Raw genomic sequence first — 14,269 nt, forward strand, 5'->3', positions numbered from 1 at the left:
GGCGGCCTGCAGGGATTCGTGTCCGGCACGACCTCACCGGGGACAACCGACCAATTCCTCCTCGGCGCTCCCCTGGCTGTTCTCGCGATGCCGGAGGTACTCGAACCTCAGGTACCAGACGAGCATGAAGACCGTGCTCCCCAGGTGGAACGAGTGCAGCGCCCACAGCGGGCCCGGCGGCAGGCTGAAGACGTACAGCGAGTGCACTGCGTTGCCGACGTTCGCCAGCGCGAGGTTGCCCAGGCTGTACGAGCGCAGATCACGCGTGCGCAGGGCCTTGGCGAGCATCGGGAAGGTGCTGGACGCGAAGATCGCCGTCGAGACGATCCCGGCCAGCACGGGCAGTGCAGAGTTCATGCACGTCGAGAGGCGCCTACGGCACGCTTCCGGACCTCGGGGACGAAAGATGATGCCTTCGGACCCGCTGGGGTACCCGAAAGCACCATCCTTCGTGCCGCCCCCGGGTCAGCCTCAGAGGTCGCGGTGGAAGTCCTCCGCGTCGGCGCCGTCGTGGCGCGTCAGGTTGAAGATCGCCAGGGCCAGGCCGCCCCAGAGGGCGACCATCGCGACGATCATCATGGTGATGGCCTCGGCGTTCATCGTTCGACTCCTTCGGTGTCGTCGGCGGGGATCTCCAGCGAAGTGCCCTTACGCCATCGGATGGGGGCGAGGACGTAGCCGGCGACCATGACGGACGCGGCGGCACCCCAGCCGAACAGCGCGATCATCCAGGTCGGGTAGCCACCGTAGGGCGTCTGGACGTCCGTGCGGAACGAGTCGAACGCCAGGTAGGCCAGGGCGATCGGCACCACGACGCCCACCAGGAGTCGCCACCACAGCAGCAGCTGGATGGACCCGTGCCGGTTCATGTGGGCGGCCAGCTGCGGCACGGCCCGCAACGACCACGCCACGACCACCATCGAGACCATCGCGACGAGCAGGATTCCGAACTGGTTGATGAAGTGGTCGAGGATGTCCAGGACGTACAGGCCGCTCGCGGTGGAGAAGAACACCAGGCTGATCACGGCTGCAGGGATGCTGACGGCGGCAGCCGCCACGGGCCGCGAGAGCTCGAACTTGTCCCGCACGGCGGAGACGACCACCTCGAGCACCGAGACCAGGGACGTGATGCCCGCGACGACGAGGGAGCCGAAGAACAGCACGCCGATCAGCGCCCCGCCGGTCGCCTCACCGATGATCGTCGGGAAGGTGATGAACGCCAGACCGACTCCGCCCTGGACGACCTCGTCGACGGCAACACCCTGGCTCTGCGCCATGAAGCCCAGCGCGGCGAACACGCCGATGCCGGCGAGCAGCTCGAAGCTGGAGTTCGCGAGGCCGACGACCGTGCCCGAGCCCGTCATGTCGGTGTCCCGGCCGACGTACGAGGCGTAGGTGATCATGATGCCGAAGCCGATCGAGAGCGAGAAGAAGATCTGTCCGAAGGCGGCCGCCCAGACGCCTCCGTGGGTCAGGGTGCTCCAGTCGGGAGTGAAGAACGCTTCCAGTCCCTCGGCAGCGCCCGGCAGGAACAGCGAGCGAATCACCAGGGCGAGGAACGCGAGGACGAGTACGGGGATGGCGACCAGAGAGGTCAGGCCGATGCCCTTCTCGACGCCGACCACCATCATGACGATGACGGCGAGCCACACGATCACCATGGGGATCAGCACGCCGGCCACGACCTTCAGGTCGACCGTGAGGTCCCCGGTCTGCAGGAAGTCCTTCATGAAGAACGTCTCGGGATCGTCCCCCCACGCCGTGTTCACCGAGAAGAACGTGTAGCGCAGGGCCCACGCGATCACGGCGGCGTAGTAGATGGCGATCATGAAGCAGATGCCGACCTGCCACCAGCCGATGGCCTCGGCCGGACGACTCAGCCGCGCGAAGGACAGCGGAGCCGAGCCGCGGAACCGGTGACCCAGCGCGTAGTCGAGGAAGAGGAACGGCAGCCCGGCGCAGAACAGTGCCACCAGGTAGGGGATCAGGAACGCTCCGCCGCCGTTCTCGTAGGCGACGTAGGGGAACCGCCAGATGTTCCCCAGCCCGACGGCCGAGCCGATCGCGGCGAAGATGAAGACCTTGCGCGAGGAGAACGCTCCCCGCTTGGCCTTCTCGGTCGTGACATCGGCCGTCATGTCGCTCCTCTCGACGGGGGATCCCTGGTGCCGGATCACCACGCAGTCCGACCATCGTGGCAGAAGTCGGGATCCGGCGTCGGGCGGCGACGGGCCGGGCGAACTGCTCGGTCGGCACGCGGGGGGTCGTCACCGTCCCTGTCGCCTTGCATCGGTGATGTGACGAGAGAGACTCATGGGAGACGTTCGACGGCGGGAAGGTTCCATCATGAGCGACGAAGCGTTTCAGATCACCGCGTTGATCATCTATTTCCTGGTGATGATCGGCATCGGCGTCTACGCCTACACGAAGACGTCCGATCACGAGGGGTACATGCTCGCCGGACGGCAGCTGCCACCCTGGACGGCCGCGTTGAGCGCGGGGGCGTCCGACATGTCCGGCTGGCTCATGATGGGTCTGCCCGGCGCGATCTACGCCGCCGGCCTGATCGAGGCGTGGATCGCGATCGGCCTGACGATCGGCGCCTATCTCAACTGGACGTTCGTGGCACCGCGCCTGCGCGCCTACACCGAGGTGGCGCAGAACTCGATCACGGTCCCGAGCTTCTTCGAGAACCGCCTGCACGACGGCTCCCGGTCGCTGCGGGTGGCCTCCGGCGGGATCGTGCTGGTGTTCTTCACGTTCTACGTGTCGTCGATGATGGTGGCCGGCGGCGAGTTCTTCCGTCTCGCGTTCGGCACCTCGTACACGAACGGCATGCTGATCGTCGTCGCGGTGACGCTCGGCTACACGATGATCGGCGGCTTCCTGGGCGCCTCGCTGACGGACGTCGTGCAGGGCACGATGATGATGGCGGCGCTGATCGTCATCCCGATCGCGGCGGTCATCACGATCGGCGGCTGGGGCGAGACCACCGACGCGATACGCGAGGTCAGTCCCGACCACCTGTCCCTGCTCTCCGGGACGAGCCTCACGGCCGCGACGGTCGTGTCGATCATCTCGGCGTTGGCCTGGGGCCTGGGCTACTTCGGTCAGCCTCACATCATCGTGCGGTTCATGGCGATGCGTGACGCCGGCTCGGCCAAGAGCGCTCGCCGCATCGGGATGAGCTGGATGATCATCTCGCTGGTCGGTGCGGTCGCCTGCGGCCTCATCGGCGTGGCGTTCTTCGAGCTCACCGAGAACTCGCTCGACAACCCCGAGCTCGTCGTGCTCGCGATGGGCGAGGCGCTGCTGCACCCGCTGATCGCCGGTTTCGTGTTCGCCGCGGTGCTCGCCGCGATCATGAGCACCGTCTCGAGCCAGCTGATCGTCTGCTCGTCGGCGTTCGTCGAGGACCTGTTCAAGGTGTTCCGGCCTGACGCGGGCCCGCGGACGCTGCTGAACCTCGGTCGCCTGTGCGTGCTCGCGGTCGCGGTGATCGCGACGGTGCTCGCGATCAATCCGAGCGGCACGATCCTCGAGCTGGTCGCGTTCGCGTGGGCGGGCTTCGGTGCCTCGTTCGGACCGGCGGTCCTGCTGTGCCTGTACTGGCGCAGGCTGACCAACTGGGGAGCCCTGGCTGGCATGGTCTCCGGTGCGGTGACGGTGTTCCTGTGGAGCTCCTACGGTCCGGAGATCTCCGGCGTGGCCCTGTACGAGATCGTGCCCGGCTTCATCGTGAACACGGTCGTGGCGGTGGTCGTCAGCCTGATGAGCCAGCCCGTCGACGCTGCCGTCGAGCGCGAGTTCGACGCGGCCGTCGATCTGGCCGCGGCGAAGCAGGTCGCCGCGCAGTGACCTGACCGACCACGGGGACAGGCGAACGGCTCCTCACCTGGATCAAGGTCCAGATGAGGAGCCGTTCCTGCCAGCTCTCATGCGGCCGGCACGCCGCGGTCGACTCAGATGTCGTAGTACAGCTCGAACTCGTGCGGGTGCGGGCGCAGTGCGATCGGCAGGATCTCCTCCTGGCGCTTGTACTCGATCCACGTCTCGATCAGGTCGGGCGTGAACACGTCACCGGCCGTCAGGAACTCGTGGTCGGCCTCGAGCGCGTCGAGGACGGCACCGAGCGAGGTCGGGACCATGTCGATCTCGGCGTACTCCTCGGGCGGCAACTCGTAGATGTTCTTGTCGATCGGGGCCGGCGGCTCGATCTTGTTCTTGATGCCGTCGATGCCGGCGAGCAGCAGTGCGGAGAACGCGAGGTACGGGTTGCTCGACGGGTCGGGGCAACGGAACTCGATGCGCTTGGCCTTGGCGTTCGCGCCGGTGATCGGGATGCGGACACAGGCCGAGCGGTTGCGAGCCGAGTAGACCAGAGCGATCGGGGCCTCGAAGCCCGGCACCAGACGGCGGTAGGAGTTCACCGACGGGTTGGTGAACGCCAGCAGCGACGGCGCGTGCTTCAGGATGCCGCCGATGTACCAGCGAGCCGTGTCGGACAGTCCGCCGTAGCCGGACTCGTCGTAGAACAGCGGCTCGCCGTTGTTCCAGATCGACTGGTGAACGTGCATGCCCGAGCCGTTGTCGCCGAAGATCGGCTTCGGCATGAAGGTCACGGTCTTGTCCTGGGCCCACGCGGTGTTGCGCACCAGGTACTTGAACTTCATCGTGTCGTCGGCAGCCTTGAGCAGCGTGTCGAAGCGGTAGTTGATCTCGGCCTGGCCGGCGGTGCCGACCTCGTGGTGGCCACGCTCGAGGATGAGGCCCGCGTTCGACAGGTTCGTCATCATGTCGTTGCGCAGGTCCGCGAAGCGGTCGGTCGGCTGGACGGGGAAGTAGCCGCCCTTGTAGCGGACCTTGTAGCCGCGGTTGTCGGCCAGGTCGTCGCCGGTGGACCAGGCGGACTCGGCGGACTGGATCTCGTAGTAGCTCTTGTTCGGGCTGGTGCCGTAAGAGACGCGGTCGAAGATGTAGAACTCGGCCTCGGGGGCGAAGAACGCCGTGTCGCCGATGCCGGTGGTCTTGAGGTACGCCTCGGCCTTGCGGGCGATGTTGCGCGGGTCGCGCGAGTAGGCCTCGCCCGTGATCGGGTCGTGGACGAAGAAGTCCATCGCGATCGTCTTGGGGTTGCGGAAGGGGTCGACGTACGCCGTGCCGTAGTCCGGCAGCAGCTTCATGTCCGACTGGTCGATCGTCTGGAACCCGCGGATCGACGAGCCGTCGAACGCGACGCCCTCGGCGGCGGTGTCCTCGTCGAAGCCCGAGATCGGCATCGTGACCTGCTGCTGGATGCCCGGGAGGTCGGTGAATCGGACGTCGATGTACTCGACGCCCTCGTCCCGGACAAACTTGAAGAACTCGTCGGCATTGCCGAACATGTGGCCTCCTCGACCGCGGTGCGGCGGATAGATCGGTGCGGACAGCATCTCCCTGCGTCCACCTAGAGGCTAGGCGGAGGCAGTTTCCCGTCCATCACCGGATTGTTACATGCAGGTTACGCGTGTTCGGCGGGCCGCCGAGGGGCTCGGTTGCCCGCTCACTCAGTACTTCGGGTCGGCGTAGAAGACGACCGCGGACTTGTGCCGCTTGATCACGTGGACGCCGCGGGGATGCTTCGACCCGCCGCCGGAGTCGACGTTGCCCTCGACCATCCAGACGTGGTCGCCCTGGGTCTTCACGACGATTCCGACGTGCGAGGGAGTGCCCTTCGCGAAGTAGCCGATGTAGGCCAGGCGGCCGACCCGAGGCGTCTTCGAGGTGCGTCCGCGCTTGCGCTCGGCCTTGAGCAGCGAGGGGTACGACTTGGCCTTGATCACCGAGCCGGGCTTGCCGGCGGCGTGCGCCAGCCAGGACACGAAGTAGCCGCACCACGGGTCGCGGGGGCCCGTTCGACCGATCCACTTGTTGTACTTGCTCTTACGGGGGCTCTTCTCGCGGTAGCCCACCTGCGACTTCGCGACGGCGATCAGGTCGGCGGCGCCGAGCTTCGACGCCACGGCCGACGTCACCGTCTTCTTCGCCTTCTTGTTCACGTAGACCGCACCGGTGCGGAACTGCTGGAGGCAGGCGCCCTCGGGAAGGCCGCACCGGAGGTCGCCGGTCGGGGCGCCGAGCCTCCCGGTGGGGCCACCGTGGGTCCGCATCTGCTTGAGTGCGTGCGTGCGGACGACCGAGGTGCGGGTGCCCCGCTGGACGAGTGTCGCCTTCGTGTAGTCGCGCCAGACGACGCCGTTGGCGCGCTGGACGCCGCCCTTCGGCGTGCCGAGGAGGAAGGACATCGCCTTCGCGCGCGATGCGAGCGTCCGCGTGCCGTAGGTGCGCTTCACGGTGATCTTGGGGGAGTAGCGGACCGAGCTGACGATGGCGCGGTACTTGCCGCTCTTGGGCACGCGCGGCATCCACGAGTACCAGCCGTTCGCCGAGGTGCGCACCGTGGCGACCTTGACGCGGCCCTTGCTCGTGTCGCGGTAGATCCGCACCTTCGTGCGGGCGTGCGGCTTGCCACTGGTGGTCAGGACGCGGCCGCGGAGCCAGAAGTTCTCGCGCGTCAGGACGCGGGTGTCGGCGCCGCTGTTGATGCGGATGCTCACCCAGCGGCCCGACTTCGCGGGCGTGTTGACCGAGGGCGCCGAGGCGGCTGCCGGCGCACGCGACGCCGTCATTCGGCGAGCGGGTGCGGCCGGTGCGGCCGTCGATGGTTCGGGGGACGCGGCCGGCGCGGGTTCGGGACTCGCAGCGTTCTCGGGGAGCGCCGTGACGGCGGGAGCGGACGGGGTCGAGCTCGGTTCGGACACCGGGGTCTCGGCATGGCTGGGAAGGGCGACAAGGGAGAGGGCGAGGGAGGAGGCGACTGCAATGCTCCACCGACGGGCGACGCGGACCATGCCCACAGCGTGCAACACATCGGTCCCAGACGCATCCTGCGCCCCGGTGTAGCAACCGCCTGGGCAGGTATCGGTCGGAGCACGCGCCGCTCACCTGGGGAGAGGGCGGGCACGGTGCCCGCGCGCGAAGGAGGCCGACGATGAGGCGTTCAACCATGGTTCCCGCGCTGCTCGGCGCAGTGCTGCTCGTGGGCGGGATGGCCGCCCCGGCGTCCGCCCAGACCGTCACGAGGAACGACCCGAGCGGCGACGCACCGGCTCGGATCGACATCACGAAGGTGCGGTACACCCACGAGTCCGACCGCGTGCGCGTCGCCGCGAAGATCCCCGAGCTCGGCAAGTCCGGCACGGCCGACTTCCTGGTGTCCCGCTACGAGATCTTCGAGGCCGGTTACGTCGTGCGGATCCGCCAGCACAAGGGCCAGCCCGCCAAGGTGTCGTTGCTCTACTTCGACCACTTCGACCTGAAGAAGCGCGCCTGCAAGGGCCTCTCCGGCAGCTGGGGTCCGCAGGTGGTCCGGCTGAAGGTGCCGCGGTCGTGCCTGAAGGGGCACGCGACGAAGTACGTCTCGACCCAGTTCGTCATCTCATTCGGCGCCGGCGGTGAGCAGTTCGACGAGGCCCCGATGGTGAAGCGTCTGCGCCGTTCGTAGGCGCGCGGGCGAGCCTGGATTCCCCCATCAGGCTCGTCCGTCCCACCGTCCACAGGGTTTGGGACGCCGCCTTGCACGCGTCACTGCGAGTTGGGCAGGATCGGGCCCACGTTCGGGTGGGAACGGCTTTCGGGGGGAAGCGAATGGAAGTACTGAGCGATCGCGTGCGCGCGCTCGTCCGTGAGCGACGGATCGATCCGCGCACCGACGTCGAGGCCGTGCGCCGGGCTGCCGCCGAGGCGGTCGCCGAGCACGAGCAGCGCAGCCTCACCGGTGCCGTCCGGGCACTCGATGAGCCCGACCGGGTCGTGGGAGAGCTCGTCTCCGACCTGGTCGGATTCGGGCCGCTGCAGCGGTTCCTCGACGACCCCGAGATAGAAGAGGTCTGGGTCAACGAGCCCGATCGGGTCTTCGTCGCCCGCGCCGGCCGGCACGAGCTGACTTCGGTCATGCTGACCACCGCCCAGGTGCGTGAGCTGGTGGAGCGGATGCTGTCGTCGAGCGGGCGGCGGCTCGATCTCAGCCAGCCGTTCGTCGACGCCATGCTGCCGGGAGGGCACCGGCTCCACGTGGTGCTCGACGGCATCACGCGCGGGTTCACCGCCGTCAACATCCGGAAGTTCGTCGCCAAGGCGGCGAGCCTCGACGACCTCGTCGCGCTCGGCACCCTCGACGAGCGGTCGGCCGCCTTCCTCACGTCGTGCGTCCAGGCAGGCCTCAACATCGTCGTCAGCGGAGGTACCCAGGCCGGCAAGACCACGCTGCTGAACTGCCTCACCGGCGCGATCCCCGGAACGCAGCGCCTCGTGTCGGTCGAGGAGGTCTTCGAGCTCAAGACCGGGCACCCCGACTGGGTCGCCATGCAGACCCGACAGGCCGGACTGGAGGGCACGGGCGAGATCACGCTCCGCATGCTCGTGAAGGAGGCGCTCCGGATGCGCCCGAACCGGATCATCGTCGGCGAGGTGCGCGCCGAGGAGGCGCTCGACCTCCTGCTCGCGCTGAACTCGGGCCTGCCGGGGATGGCATCGATCCACGCGAACTCGGCGAAGCAGGCGCTCGTGAAGCTGTGCACCCTGCCGCTGCTCGCCGGTGAGAACGTCTCGGCCAGCTTCGTGGTGCCCACCGTGGCCACGGCGGTCGACATCGTGATCCACACCGGCATCGACACGGCTGGCCGCCGGGCCGTCCGGGAGATCGTCGCCACCACGGGCCGCGCCGAGAACGGGATCATCGAGGCCGAGCCGATCTTCGTCCGGCGCGGCGGGCTCCTGGTCCGTGGGGCGGGGACGCCCCAGCGCCGCGAGGCGTTCGAGGCCGCCGGGATCGATCCGGAGGCGCTGTGGGAACACTGATCGGCCTCGTCTTCGGCATCGGCGTGCTGCTGATCGTGGACAGCCGGCATCCTCGGCAGTCACGCGCGGCCCGCCCAGTGCGTCCGCCACGCCTGGCCGGGTTGCTGCAGCGAGCAGGGATGCCCGACGTCGCGCCACTCGCGCTGGTACTGGGCTCGCTGGTCCTCGCGGTGGTCGCGGCTCTCGTGGCGTTCACCCTCACCGCGGTTCCGGTGGTGGGCCTGCTGGCGGGCATCGCCGGAGGATGGCTGCCGTTCGCGCTCATCCGCTCGCGGGCAGGCCGGCGTCAGCGCGAGCACGCCGAGGCCTGGCCCGACGCCGTCGACCACCTCGCCTCGGCGGTCCGAGCGGGACTGTCGCTGCCCGAGGCGCTCATCCAGTTGGGGGAGCGGGGGCCAGAGCAGCTGCGCGAGCCGTTCAGCCAGTTCGGGCGCGACTATACGTCCACGGGCCGGTTCGCCGAGAGCCTCGACCGCCTGAAGGAACGCCTGGCCGACCCCATCGGGGATCGCGTGGTGGAGGCGCTGCGCATCGCGCGCGAGGTGGGTGGTGGAGATCTCGGACGGCTGCTGCGCTCACTGTCGGGCTTCCTGCGCGACGACCTGCGCACGCGCGGCGAGCTGGAGTCGCGTCAGTCGTGGACGATCGGCGCCGCCCGGCTCGCGGTCGCGGCGCCCTGGCTCGTCCTGCTGATGATGAGCCTCCAGCGTGACGTCATCGCCCGCTTCGCCACGCCGTCCGGCGTCGTCCTGCTCGTGGCGGGCGCCCCGACGTGCCTCGTGGCCTACCGACTGATGCTGCGACTCGGTCGGCTCCCCACCGAGCAGCGGATCCTCGCATGACCGGCGCGATCGTCGCGGCCATGCTCACGACGGGGCTCCTGCTCGTCGCCGACGGGTGGCGGCGGGCACGACGGCCGTCCCTGGCCGATCGCGTCGTGCCCTACGTCCGCGACGTCCACCCCACCGCCGACCTCCCCGCGAGCCGGGTGATCGACCAGCTCATCGGGCCGTGGTGGCGACGCCTGACGCGCTCCATCGGCGAGTCGCTCGGGAGCAACGCGGCGATCGCCCGGCGGCTGCGTCGGTGTGCCAGCGACGAGACCGTCGAGAGCTTCCGCGTCCGGCAGGCCACCTGGGGAGCGATCGGCCTCGCAGGGGCGGTCGCCGTGTCGATAGTGGCGTGGTCGATCGCTCGGCCTCCTGTCGCCGCGCTGCTGCTGTGGTGCGCTGCCGGTTTGGTCGGCGGCTGCCTCGCTTGCGACCAGTGGCTGTCCTCCCGGGTCCGCACCCACGAAGCGCGGATGCGCGCCGAGTTCCCGACCGTCGCCGACCTGCTGGCGCTGTCGGTGGCGGCGGGGGAGAGCCCGGTGGCCTCGATCGATCGCGTCAGCCGCGTCAGCCACGGAGCGCTCTCGCTGGAGCTGAGCCGTGTCCTCGCCGAGGTCCGGGCCGGTGCCACGGTCGTCGACGCCCTCGACGGGCTGGCCTCCCGCACCGGCGTGATGAGCGTGGCCCGATTCGCCGAGGCCCTCGCCGTCGCGATCGACCGCGGCACTCCGCTCATCGACGTCCTGCACGCACAGGCCGCCGACGTCCGTGAGCACGCCCGCCGCGAGCTCATCGAGTCGGGCGGGCGGCGCGAGATCGCGATGATGGTGCCGGTCGTCTTCATGATCCTGCCCGTCACCATCGCGTTCGCATTCTTCCCAGGTTTGGCCGGACTCCACCTGTCCTCGGGTGGTTGAGATGAAGGAGACCGCATGACGTCACGGATCGAGCAGCTGCGCCGACGCCGCCATCACGAGCGAGGTGACGTGCCCGGTTGGGTGATGATCACGCTCATGACGGCAGGCATCGTCGTCGGGCTCACCGCGATGGCCGGGCCGAGGCTGTCGGCCATGCTCAACCAGGCGCTGTCGTCCGTCGGCGGCTGAGCGTGCGCGCGCGGTGGCCGGCGCGCGACGAGCGCGGCTCCGCGGTCCCCGAGTTCGTCATGGTGCTGATGGTGCTGATCCCGCTGGTGTTCGCCATCGCGCAGGTCGCCCTCGTGATGCACGTGCAGAACACGATGACCGCCGCCGCGTCCGATGGTGCCCGGGCCGCAGCGTCGTTGGACGCGCCGATCGGCGAGGCGCGCTCGCGAGCCCGCGAGGTGCTGCGGACGACCTTGGCCGATAGGTACGCCGAGGACGTGAGCGTCCGCGAGGCGCAGGTGGACGGGATCCCGGTCATCGAGGTTCGCGTCAGCGCGGAGGTGCCGCCACTCGGGCTGTGGGGTCCGGGCGTCGCGGTGGATGCGGTGGGCCGGGCCGTGCGCCAGGAGGCGCCGTGAGAGGCGAGCGGGGGAGCGCGACCGTGGAGTTCACGTGGCTGGCACTGCTGCTGCTCGTGCCGCTGGTCTACATCGTGGTCGCGGTGTTCGAGACGCAGCGCGCCGCGTACGGGGTCACGGCCGCGAGCGAGGCCGCCGCACGCGCCTTCATCCAGTCCGAGAGTCCCGCCGGAGCCGAGGCGAGGGCTCGGGTCGCGGCGCGCCTGGTCCTGGCCGACCACGACGTCGTCGGTGCTTCGATCTCCACCGAGTGCCGGCCCGATTGCTTCGTACCCGGCTCGAGCATTGTCGTCCGGGTGCGCTCGACCCAGCGCCTCCCACTGGCCCCGGACCTCTTCGGCGATCCGATCGCAGCCTTCGACGTCGCCTCGACCCACACCGAGCCCTTCGGCCGGTACAGGGCGGCACCGTGAGCACCCGCGAGCGCGGCAACGTCACGGTGCTGACCGTGGGGTTCCTCGCGGTGCTGGGCCTGCTCGTCGTCGTGGTGGTGAACGCCTCGGCCGCGTTCCTCGAGCGCCGCGAGCTGATGAACCTCGCCGACCGGATCGCGTTGCACGCCGCCGACGGCCTCGACCGCGACCGCGTCTACCTCGGCGGCCTCATGGACGAGGCGACCCTCGACGCGGTCGACGCCCTCGCACTGACGGCGGGGATCGTCCCTTCCGACGTGAGCCTCACGCTGGTCACCACCGACGACCGCGTCGACGTCCGGGGGACGCGCCGAGCCCGGTTGCCGCTCGTGCCTCCGGGACTCCCCGACACCGCGACAGTCCGCGCCGAGGCGTCAGCCCGCCTGCACCTCGCGCCCTGATGGCGTTCGACCCGGCCCGGGGGAGGGCGGCGCCGCTGCCTAGGCTGGGCCCGTGACCGAGACCTTCGACGAGCCGTCCCTGGGGCGGCGCCTGGTGGCGCTGCTGATCGACTGGGTGATCGCCTCGTTCTCCGCCGTGGCGCTGTTCGGGTGGACCGGGGTGCGGTTCCCGCCCGATGGCATCCGCGACCAGCTGATCATCAACGGCGTGTTCGTCGTCGAGGTCGCGATCCTCGTCGGGCTCACCGGGTTCTCGATCGGCAAGCGCATCATGGGCCTGCGGCTGATCAACCCCGACGGACGCCCGATCGGCGTGCTGCGGGCGCTGCTGCGCACCGTGCTGCTGAGCCTCGTGATCCCCGCGATCGTGATGACCGACGACAAGCGGGGCCTGCACGACCTCGCCGCGGGCAGCAAGGTCGTCAAGGCCTAGGTTCGGCGCGGCCAAGCGTGATCTCGATATGCGTCTCGCTGCGCTCGCCAGCTACTCGATCACCGAGGGGCGCGACAACGCCCGCCACTCGACGAGTGGCGGGCGCTGAGCGGGGGCTGGGGCAGCCGCGCCTCATCTTGCGGGCGCCCCTGGTGCTGGTGGGCACCGGGCCGCGCGGCATCGGGGCGGCGGGGCGCATCGCGTCGAGCGCCTTGAGCTTGTAGAGCACGTCGGTCTGTTGCGCGGGCTTGATCGCCTTCTTGAGCTTCTTGACCCGCTTCACCAGCTGGGGCAGGGGCACCTCGCCCTCGCCGCGGCCGACGATGAGCGTGGTGATCGGGACGCCGTCGCCGACGATGCGGCGGTGCTTCTTGACCTCGGAGCCAAGCAGGTTGCTCACGCGGGCGTGCTGGCCCTCGCCCACCAGGACGACGCCGGGACGCCCCACCAGGCGGTGGACCACGTCCTGCTGCTTCGTGAAGCCGACAGCAGGCTTGACGTCCCAGCCGCGGCGCAGCATCTGCAGCGCACCCGCGCCGGCGCCCAGCTGGCCCTCGGCCTGCTCGTACATCGACTTCTCGGCACGCTTGCCGAACACGATCATCGTGACCAGCAGGGCGGTGGTCAGCGAGAGCAGGACCGCGATGATGATGCCCAGCCACCAGATCCCGAAGATGAATAGGGACAGCGCCGCCATGGCGGCGGCGGTGAGCACGAAGACGCCGAGCAGGAGCAGGCCGAGACGCGGCTGCGTTCGCTTGGTCATCTGGTACGCATTGCGCAGCTGCGCGATGCGTCCGGTGGGTGCTGCGGGAGCGGGGCTGGACATGAGCCCGATTCTACGTCAGGCCCGAGCGTCCATCGCCTGCTGGTAGAGCCTTCCGGCGCGGTAGGACGAACGGACGAGCGGTCCGGACATCACACCGGAGAATCCGATCTCGTCGGCCTCCTGCTGGAGCTCGACGAACTCCTCGGGCTTGACCCACCGCTCGACGGGGTGGTGACGGGCCGAGGGGCGGAGGTACTGGGTGATCGTGATGAGCTCGCAGCCGGCCGCGTGCAGGTCGCGCAGCGCCTGCGAGACCTCCTCGCGCGTCTCGCCCAGGCCCAGGATCAGGTTGGACTTCGTGACGAGGCCGAAGGCCCGCGCCTGCGTCAGCACGTCGAGGGAGCGCTCGTAGCGGAACGCCGGGCGGATGCGCTTGAAGATCCGCGGCACGGTCTCGACGTTGTGCGCGAGCACCTCGGGACGCGACTCGAAGACCTCGGTCAGCAGCTCGGGGATGCCGTTGAAGTCGGGGATGAGGTTCTCCACGCCGGTGCCCGGGTTGAGCTCGTGGATCTTGCGGACCGTCTCGGCGTAGAGCCAGGCGCCGCCGTCGGGCAGGTCGTCGCGGGCGACGCCGGTGATGGTGGCGTACTTCAGCTCCATCGTGCGGACGCTCTCGGCCACGCGGCGGGGCTCGTCACGGTCGAGATCGGAGGGCTTGCCGGTGTCGATCTGGCAGAAGTCGCAGCGGCGGGTGCACTGCTCGCCACCGATGAGGAACGTCGCCTCGCGGTCCTCCCAGCACTCGAAGATGTTGGGACAGCCGGCTTCCTGGCAGACCGTGTGAAGGCCCTCGCTCTTCACGAGCTTCATCAGCTCGTTGTACTCCGGCCCCATCTTGGCGCGCGTCTTGATCCACGCGGGCTTCTTCTCGATGGGGGTCTCGGCGTTGCGGACCTCGAGCCGCAACATCTTGCGTCCTTCGGGAGCGATGGTCACGGTCACCACCCTACGTGGCGTC

At 69.3% G+C, this 14,269-nt stretch carries 17 protein-coding genes; 10 read left to right on the forward strand and 7 right to left on the reverse strand.

Annotated features, from left to right (window positions below; genetic code table 11):
• Positions 1-33: 33 nt before the first annotated feature.
• The 3 genes from H1W00_RS15545 to H1W00_RS15555 form a co-directional block, all read right to left on the reverse strand.
• The gene (locus H1W00_RS15545) at positions 34-357 is read right to left on the reverse strand and encodes a hypothetical protein (RefSeq protein WP_206680096.1); all 324 of its coding nucleotides are present in this window, start codon (positions 355-357) and stop codon (positions 34-36) included.
• 114 nt (positions 358-471) lie between these two features.
• Positions 472-600 (reverse strand): methionine/alanine import family NSS transporter small subunit, encoded by a 129-nt coding sequence (locus tag H1W00_RS15550; protein ID WP_181756713.1) that lies wholly within the window; start codon positions 598-600, stop codon positions 472-474.
• The gene (locus H1W00_RS15555; RefSeq protein ID WP_181756714.1) at positions 597-2,138 is read right to left on the reverse strand and encodes a sodium-dependent transporter; all 1,542 of its coding nucleotides are present in this window, start codon (positions 2,136-2,138) and stop codon (positions 597-599) included. Before H1W00_RS15555 ends, H1W00_RS15550 begins: the two co-directional genes overlap by 4 nt.
• A 208-nt stretch (positions 2,139-2,346) precedes the next feature.
• Between H1W00_RS15555 and putP the strand changes: the two genes are divergently transcribed.
• A complete protein-coding gene (gene putP / locus H1W00_RS15560) occupies positions 2,347-3,858 on the forward strand; it encodes a sodium/proline symporter PutP (protein WP_181756715.1) in 1,512 nt (503 codons plus the stop codon).
• Between the two features lie 104 nt (positions 3,859-3,962).
• On the opposite strand, the gene glnA is transcribed toward putP, so the two are convergent.
• On the reverse strand, positions 3,963-5,384 hold the full coding sequence (gene glnA, locus H1W00_RS15565; RefSeq protein WP_181756716.1) for a type I glutamate--ammonia ligase: 1,422 nt from the start codon (positions 5,382-5,384) through the stop codon (positions 3,963-3,965).
• Between the two features lie 162 nt (positions 5,385-5,546).
• Positions 5,547-6,668 (reverse strand): CHAP domain-containing protein, encoded by a 1,122-nt coding sequence (locus tag H1W00_RS15570; protein ID WP_181756717.1) that lies wholly within the window; start codon positions 6,666-6,668, stop codon positions 5,547-5,549.
• Between the two features lie 362 nt (positions 6,669-7,030).
• Here H1W00_RS15570 and H1W00_RS15575 point away from each other — a divergent pair, with 362 nt between their 5' ends.
• From H1W00_RS15575 to H1W00_RS15615, 9 genes are all read left to right on the forward strand, one after another.
• Positions 7,031-7,543: a hypothetical protein gene (locus tag H1W00_RS15575; RefSeq protein ID WP_181756718.1), complete on the forward strand. Its 513-nt coding sequence runs from the start codon at positions 7,031-7,033 to the stop codon at positions 7,541-7,543.
• 143 nt (positions 7,544-7,686) lie between these two features.
• Complete coding sequence (locus H1W00_RS15580) at positions 7,687-8,898, forward strand: TadA family conjugal transfer-associated ATPase (RefSeq protein ID WP_181756719.1); 1,212 nt, start codon at positions 7,687-7,689, stop codon at positions 8,896-8,898.
• A complete protein-coding gene (locus H1W00_RS15585; protein WP_181756720.1) occupies positions 8,886-9,740 on the forward strand; it encodes a type II secretion system F family protein in 855 nt (284 codons plus the stop codon). Before H1W00_RS15580 ends, H1W00_RS15585 begins: the two co-directional genes overlap by 13 nt.
• Entirely contained in the window at positions 9,737-10,645 is a 909-nt protein-coding gene (locus H1W00_RS15590; RefSeq protein ID WP_181756721.1) for a type II secretion system F family protein, read from the forward strand. Before H1W00_RS15585 ends, H1W00_RS15590 begins: the two co-directional genes overlap by 4 nt.
• A 15-nt stretch (positions 10,646-10,660) precedes the next feature.
• Positions 10,661-10,834, forward strand: coding sequence for a hypothetical protein (locus H1W00_RS15595; protein WP_181756722.1), 174 nt, complete (start codon positions 10,661-10,663; stop codon positions 10,832-10,834).
• Between the two features lie 2 nt (positions 10,835-10,836).
• Positions 10,837-11,232: a TadE/TadG family type IV pilus assembly protein gene (locus tag H1W00_RS15600; RefSeq protein WP_338072923.1), complete on the forward strand. Its 396-nt coding sequence runs from the start codon at positions 10,837-10,839 to the stop codon at positions 11,230-11,232.
• A complete protein-coding gene (locus H1W00_RS17130) occupies positions 11,229-11,645 on the forward strand; it encodes a hypothetical protein (protein WP_181756723.1) in 417 nt (138 codons plus the stop codon). The genes H1W00_RS15600 and H1W00_RS17130 overlap by 4 nt, the downstream gene beginning before the upstream one ends.
• The gene (locus tag H1W00_RS17135; RefSeq protein WP_181756724.1) at positions 11,642-12,046 is read left to right on the forward strand and encodes a pilus assembly protein TadG-related protein; all 405 of its coding nucleotides are present in this window, start codon (positions 11,642-11,644) and stop codon (positions 12,044-12,046) included. Before H1W00_RS17130 ends, H1W00_RS17135 begins: the two co-directional genes overlap by 4 nt.
• Positions 12,047-12,098: 52 nt before the next feature.
• Positions 12,099-12,479 (forward strand): RDD family protein, encoded by a 381-nt coding sequence (locus tag H1W00_RS15615; protein WP_078700673.1) that lies wholly within the window; start codon positions 12,099-12,101, stop codon positions 12,477-12,479.
• On the opposite strand, the gene H1W00_RS15620 is transcribed toward H1W00_RS15615, so the two are convergent.
• Together H1W00_RS15620 and lipA are read right to left on the reverse strand one after the other, a co-directional pair.
• Positions 12,469-13,308, reverse strand: a complete 840-nt coding sequence (locus tag H1W00_RS15620; protein WP_181756725.1) for a DUF4191 domain-containing protein — start codon at positions 13,306-13,308, stop codon at positions 12,469-12,471. The two genes, H1W00_RS15615 and H1W00_RS15620, sit on opposite strands and share 11 nt — an antisense overlap.
• A gap of 15 nt (positions 13,309-13,323) precedes the next feature.
• A complete protein-coding gene (lipA, locus tag H1W00_RS15625; protein WP_078701445.1) occupies positions 13,324-14,220 on the reverse strand; it encodes a lipoyl synthase in 897 nt (298 codons plus the stop codon).
• Between the last annotated feature and the right edge of the window lie 49 nt (positions 14,221-14,269).

The organism is Aeromicrobium phoceense (genome assembly GCF_013868155.1).
In the GTDB taxonomy this organism is placed as follows: Bacteria; Actinomycetota; Actinomycetes; order Propionibacteriales; family Nocardioidaceae; genus Aeromicrobium; species Aeromicrobium phoceense.

Excerpts from the sequence above, each read along its gene's own strand:
- H1W00_RS15620 (WP_181756725.1), bottom strand. The coding sequence starts at position 13,308 with ATGTCCAGCCCCGCTCCCGCAGCACCCACCGGACGCATCGCGCAGCTG.
- H1W00_RS15570 (WP_181756717.1), bottom strand. The coding sequence starts at position 6,668 with ATGACGGCGTCGCGTGCGCCGGCAGCCGCCTCGGCGCCCTCGGTCAAC.
- H1W00_RS15590 (WP_181756721.1), top strand. The coding sequence starts at position 9,737 with ATGACCGGCGCGATCGTCGCGGCCATGCTCACGACGGGGCTCCTGCTC.
- H1W00_RS15555 (WP_181756714.1), bottom strand. The coding sequence starts at position 2,138 with ATGACGGCCGATGTCACGACCGAGAAGGCCAAGCGGGGAGCGTTCTCC.
- H1W00_RS15550 (WP_181756713.1), bottom strand. The coding sequence starts at position 600 with ATGAACGCCGAGGCCATCACCATGATGATCGTCGCGATGGTCGCCCTC.
- glnA (WP_181756716.1), bottom strand. The coding sequence starts at position 5,384 with ATGTTCGGCAATGCCGACGAGTTCTTCAAGTTTGTCCGGGACGAGGGC.
- putP (WP_181756715.1), top strand. The coding sequence starts at position 2,347 with ATGAGCGACGAAGCGTTTCAGATCACCGCGTTGATCATCTATTTCCTG.
- H1W00_RS15595 (WP_181756722.1), top strand. The coding sequence starts at position 10,661 with ATGACGTCACGGATCGAGCAGCTGCGCCGACGCCGCCATCACGAGCGA.
- H1W00_RS15545 (WP_206680096.1), bottom strand. The coding sequence starts at position 357 with ATGAACTCTGCACTGCCCGTGCTGGCCGGGATCGTCTCGACGGCGATC.
- H1W00_RS15575 (WP_181756718.1), top strand. The coding sequence starts at position 7,031 with ATGAGGCGTTCAACCATGGTTCCCGCGCTGCTCGGCGCAGTGCTGCTC.
- H1W00_RS15580 (WP_181756719.1), top strand. The coding sequence starts at position 7,687 with ATGGAAGTACTGAGCGATCGCGTGCGCGCGCTCGTCCGTGAGCGACGG.
- lipA (WP_078701445.1), bottom strand. The coding sequence starts at position 14,220 with ATGTTGCGGCTCGAGGTCCGCAACGCCGAGACCCCCATCGAGAAGAAG.